The following is a 3,874-nucleotide window of genomic DNA, read 5'->3' on the forward strand; positions in this document are numbered from 1 at the left end:
AAAGATTTGCCGGATCGACCGTTTGTATCGGTTGCCGGACGTTTAACAGGAAGGTCCCGTTTTCCATGTCCGCCTGAATGGTGGCCAGCACCCACTGGGTCAGGTAATCCCGCTTGATTGAGTGGGACTCCTTGCACCGGCCGCGGGCATAGGCGTTGCACTGCAGATACCCGACCTGGCTGTTGACCAGTGTCGAGCCGCAGCTGCTGCACCGGACCAGTCCTCGCAGCGCAAATTCGCGGCCAGGCTTGACCACTGACTTGGCTTTTTTGTGGTAGATGGTTTTGAGCTGTTCGATGCGCTGCTGGGCAGCTTCCCAGTCCTCGGGACGGATCAGAGCCTCGTGTTCGCCGTCGGTGAGGATGGCGGTCGCGGGCAGCGTGGATCGCCGGACCTTTCCGCTGGGGTTCCAGTGGATTTTGCCCATGTAGACAGGGTTGCGCAGAATATACTCGATGTTGCGGCTTTCCATCCGATTGCCGAAGCGGGTGCGCACCTGCATCCCGTCGAGCTTTCCTGCGATCTCCCGATAGCCCATGCCGGACAGAAAATCCGAATAGATCATCTGCACCAGCGGCGCGGTGTCAGGATCGGGGAGATACTTTTTGTTCTCGATGCGGTAGCCGAAGGGAGCGTAGGTCAGCGGCTGGCCGCGGTGTGCTTTTTCAGTCATGCCGCGGGTGACTTCCTCCGCGAGGTTGACACTGTAAAATTCGTCCATCGCCTCGATGATCGCCTCGGTGATGATCGACATTTTGTCATCGCCCAGGTACTCGCTGATCGAGATGACTTCGATGCCCAACTCCTTGCGCAGCATTGATTTGTAGACGATGCTGTCCTGCCGGCTGCGGGCAAAACGGGAATATTTCCAGACCAGAATCGCATCAAAAGGTTTTGGCTTTTTCTTGGCGGTGGCAATCATCCGCAGAAACTCGGGACGTTTGGTACTGTACCGGCCGGAGCGTCCTTCCTCCTCAACAAAGATGTATTCCTGCGGCAGCACAAAGCCGTTGGTTTTGGCGTAGCGGCGGATCTGGGCCAGCTGGCTGTCGGGAGAATATTCGAGCTGATCGTCGGTGGAAACGCGGATGTAAGCGGCGGCAATTTTCATCAAATACCACTCCTTTTCCTTTAAAACAGGGTATGCGGTTGCAAGCCTGCAAAAGAAGTGGTATAATACAAGTTGCTGGACTGGTATTATACAAACTTCGTTTGTAGGCCGGTTTATTGTAAAGACCGCTTTCTGTGCGCCAACACAGAGGGCGGTTTTTTTATCCTATTTTTTCATCGGAAATATCCTGACATTTTTTATATTGCGGCTGTTCAGAAAGAAACTGGGCGTAGGTCATCATATTGGTTTGACCATCGGCGTTTAGCCCGTCATATATTTGCAGCAGCTCCTGCTTATTTTTGTCATTCCCTGGGCTTACTTCGGTAAGTTCAGGGAATTTTTTTTTATCTAAACTTTGATTATAAAAATATTCCATATTTACATGTAGACATTCGGATATTCTAGCTAAGACATCAATATCAACCTTCATATTATCTCGGCGGATAATACTGTACAAAGTTTGGGGACTGATATTAATTTGTTTAGCTAACTCGTTTACATTAGTTCCCCTTAGTGTTAAAAGTTCCTGTAAAGTGCTTCCAATACCCATTCGAAGATACCTCCTGTAAATTAATCATAGCACAAGAAAATATGAAAGTAAATATATTTTTATGAAAAATCATAAAAAACACTTGACAATATATGCAATTGAATATATAATCAAAGTGAAATCTATTCAAACGCATAATTTTAAGGAGTGATGACAATGAATAGAGGATATGCAAATTTAAAAGGAGAAATTGCAAAAAGGGGAATCACACAGTCAGAAATTGCAGCGCTACTGAAAATGCATCCAAACACAGTGTCTAACAAAATTAATGGTGATTCTTCATTCTCAATTGAAGAGGCTTTTAAAATAAAGCAGGCATTTTTCCCAGAAATGGATCTAAGCTATTTATTCGATTCAGAGAAGAGGGTGGGGTGATGGGGGTGGTAATGATGGATGAATCACTAAAAGAAATTCAAGAAATAACCGATGAGTTTTCTGTGTTGGATAATAAACAGCCGGAAAGCATCCAGTTAATTTACCTAAAAGAAAAGTTTTACCCCAAAATCATGGAAACATTGATGTGTTGGATTGCGGGCAAGAAAAAAGTCAGGATCATTTTGGACTGTGACCCTGACCGAAAAAAGATAAAAATGCAAATCAATCTTTTGGATAAAAACTCTCCTCAGAAATGCGAACTTCAGGAGGCAGAGGTGGAAAATCTGGTTTAATAGATCCATCATATCCAACAGCAAACTCTCGAATAAACCAGTTGAAGCCGTAATTAACAGAAAAAAGTTCCCAGCCACATTTTTCGAATTCTTCTCTCAAATCCAACTTAGTTTTATTGTCTTTTAATTTTGCGACATCAACATAATAAAAATACATGATTTCATCTCCTTTCTGTGTTGATTATAACACAGGAGAAGGTGGAAGAAAAGGGCTGAAGATGTTGTAAAAATGGCGATACAAAAATTATTGAAGAGGAGAGGGGGTGATGGGGGTGGATAAATTACTGGAAAAGTATTGTAAGGTGGTTGATCGATGGCTTGACCAACTTATCAAAAAAGAGGAACTCACGAACGATGAGATCCTTGAAATGGTTGACGTCTTTAGAGGATTCCTGCATTTTCTGAAATTAAAAGAAAGGATTGATAAGTGTGGAGCTGAAAAATGAGCAGGGGTTATTTATCCGATTTCGCATCGATGATGAAAAGCTTTACAAGGTTCTGGGTGATTTGGAGAAGGCAAGTAGAATCATCAGGGATTGCTATATGTCATTAGGTACAATGGGAATTGTGGAAATAAAAAAAGAACCTGCCTCAGAAATGAAGCAGTCTCAGGAGAGTTAACAACTCAAATGTTCATAGGACAACCCGCCAGAACCATATCATACACCAGGAGGTGACATTATGGCGAGAAAAGAGCTGACTTCCAGAACCTGCATCCGGCTGCCGGACGGAACAGTCCTGCCGGTGAGCACCATCCACGATGTCGGCGGACCGAATATGCGGGTGGAGCACCATCTGCCGCCGGAGGAGTGGGAGCGGATGATGCAGACGATGATGAAGCGCACCGGCGAGGTGATGTCGGACTACTACAATGCGCACAGACTTACATAAGGGAAAGGACGTTTCCAATGATCAGAAAAATCGAGGAGATTCCAAAAGAGGAGCTGCAGCGTGAAGCCGCCTTTGTTGCCGCCGTAGCGGAGGGACTCAAAAAGCAGCCGGAGGGAAGGATTGTCATGATCGACTGCCCGTGCGGCGGGAAGATCATGGCGATCCGCAGCGAATACGACGGCCACCGCACCACGATTGCCAAGTGCAACAGCTGCCGGCGGGAGGTTCGCGGCAGCAGCGGTGCGCTGGATGCCTACGAAAGGAGCGGTGGACGATGAAACTCAAGTGCATCGCTGCTCTGTGCAAAGGCAGGAAGATGGTGTGCATCCATTCGGGCAACAACAGCCAGTATGTGGGCGACGGGAGCGCCTGCTATCTGGTGCCTGGGGAGCTGACGCTGGACAGAGACAACGTCCTCATCATCTTCGATGTGCCGGAGGACAAGCAGGATAGCTGGACGATCAGCAGCACTGGCTTTCCGGAGACAATCAGCATGGCGGACGTGCTGGAAGGGGAGGAACAAGCGCTGATCTATCCCATCGAGTTGTGCTGCGGCGAGAACACCTACCGGATTATCAAAGATTCCTGTGGGATCGCTGCCATCGACACCCGTTACCTGGCGCCTCTTGCCGATCTGAAAAAGGGTACCAGCTA

9 protein-coding genes are annotated in these 3,874 nt (G+C 47.3%); 7 read left to right on the forward strand and 2 right to left on the reverse strand.

The window, feature by feature from the left end:
• The coding region (locus tag Q0L39_RS11155; protein ID WP_296629213.1) for a recombinase family protein at positions 1 to 1,111 on the reverse strand (1,111 nt) is incomplete at its 3' end.
• Positions 1,112 to 1,271: 160 nt separating this feature from the next.
• Positions 1,272 to 1,661 carry a helix-turn-helix transcriptional regulator gene (locus Q0L39_RS11160; protein WP_296629215.1) on the reverse strand — a complete coding sequence of 130 codons (390 nt, stop codon included), beginning with the start codon at positions 1,659 to 1,661 and terminating at the stop codon, positions 1,272 to 1,274.
• Between the two features lie 156 nt (positions 1,662 to 1,817).
• Between Q0L39_RS11160 and Q0L39_RS11165 the strand changes: the two genes are divergently transcribed.
• The 7 genes from Q0L39_RS11165 to Q0L39_RS11195 form a co-directional block, all read left to right on the forward strand.
• Positions 1,818 to 2,036 (forward strand): helix-turn-helix transcriptional regulator, encoded by a 219-nt coding sequence (locus tag Q0L39_RS11165; protein WP_296629218.1) that lies wholly within the window; start codon positions 1,818 to 1,820, stop codon positions 2,034 to 2,036.
• Positions 2,036 to 2,329, forward strand: a complete 294-nt coding sequence (locus Q0L39_RS11170) for a hypothetical protein (RefSeq protein ID WP_296629220.1) — start codon at positions 2,036 to 2,038, stop codon at positions 2,327 to 2,329. The genes Q0L39_RS11165 and Q0L39_RS11170 overlap by 1 nt, the downstream gene beginning before the upstream one ends.
• Positions 2,330 to 2,601: 272 nt before the next feature.
• Entirely contained in the window at positions 2,602 to 2,775 is a 174-nt protein-coding gene (locus Q0L39_RS11175) for a hypothetical protein (RefSeq protein WP_296629222.1), read from the forward strand.
• The gene (locus tag Q0L39_RS11180) at positions 2,759 to 2,950 is read left to right on the forward strand and encodes a hypothetical protein (protein WP_296629224.1); all 192 of its coding nucleotides are present in this window, start codon (positions 2,759 to 2,761) and stop codon (positions 2,948 to 2,950) included. Before Q0L39_RS11175 ends, Q0L39_RS11180 begins: the two co-directional genes overlap by 17 nt.
• Before the next feature lie 60 nt (positions 2,951 to 3,010).
• Positions 3,011 to 3,220 (forward strand): hypothetical protein, encoded by a 210-nt coding sequence (locus tag Q0L39_RS11185; protein ID WP_296629225.1) that lies wholly within the window; start codon positions 3,011 to 3,013, stop codon positions 3,218 to 3,220.
• A 17-nt stretch (positions 3,221 to 3,237) separates the two neighbouring features.
• A complete protein-coding gene (locus Q0L39_RS11190; RefSeq protein WP_296629227.1) occupies positions 3,238 to 3,498 on the forward strand; it encodes a hypothetical protein in 261 nt (86 codons plus the stop codon).
• A partial coding sequence (locus Q0L39_RS11195) for a hypothetical protein (protein WP_296629229.1) occupies positions 3,495 to 3,874 on the forward strand: 380 nt, incomplete at its 3' end. The genes Q0L39_RS11190 and Q0L39_RS11195, both read left to right, overlap by 4 nt.

Source organism: uncultured Negativibacillus sp., from assembly GCF_944388365.1.
Classification (GTDB): domain Bacteria; phylum Bacillota; class Clostridia; order Oscillospirales; family Ruminococcaceae; genus Negativibacillus.

Bases quoted from the DNA above. Each gene is read 5' to 3' on its own strand.
- Q0L39_RS11160 (WP_296629215.1), bottom strand. From the start codon at position 1,661: ATGGGTATTGGAAGCACTTTACAGGAACTTTTAACACTAAGGGGAACT.
- Q0L39_RS11165 (WP_296629218.1), top strand. From the start codon at position 1,818: ATGAATAGAGGATATGCAAATTTAAAAGGAGAAATTGCAAAAAGGGGA.
- Q0L39_RS11170 (WP_296629220.1), top strand. From the start codon at position 2,036: ATGGGGGTGGTAATGATGGATGAATCACTAAAAGAAATTCAAGAAATA.
- Q0L39_RS11185 (WP_296629225.1), top strand. From the start codon at position 3,011: ATGGCGAGAAAAGAGCTGACTTCCAGAACCTGCATCCGGCTGCCGGAC.
- Q0L39_RS11190 (WP_296629227.1), top strand. From the start codon at position 3,238: ATGATCAGAAAAATCGAGGAGATTCCAAAAGAGGAGCTGCAGCGTGAA.